General features: G+C 36.6%; 1 protein-coding gene. It reads left to right on the top strand.

The genetic code is table 11. The features are described 5' to 3' along the window. A partial coding sequence (locus tag E4T68_RS09170) for a DUF1542 domain-containing protein (RefSeq protein WP_135126096.1) occupies nucleotides 1-224 on the top strand: 224 nt, incomplete at both ends.

Here is a 224-nt window from a genome sequence, read left to right as displayed (position 1 = left end):
AGAAGCAAAAGCAAATGTTGATAATGCAACAACAAATGCAGAAGTAGACACAGCTAAGACAGACGGTACTACTGCTATTAACGAAGTTAATCCAAATGCAGATAGTAAAAATGCAGCAAAAGCAGCCATTGATACAGCTGCGGAAACTAAAAAGTCAGCTATTGATAATCGTAAAGATTTGACAGATGAAGAAAAAGATGCTGCTAAGAAAGACGTTGACGATA

Origin of the sequence: Granulicatella sp. WM01 (assembly GCF_004570605.1) — a bacterium.
Classification (GTDB): Bacteria; Bacillota; Bacilli; order Lactobacillales; family Aerococcaceae; genus WM01.
Note: the sequence above shows the minus strand (reverse complement) of the source record. Positions and strands in the feature narration are given on the sequence as shown.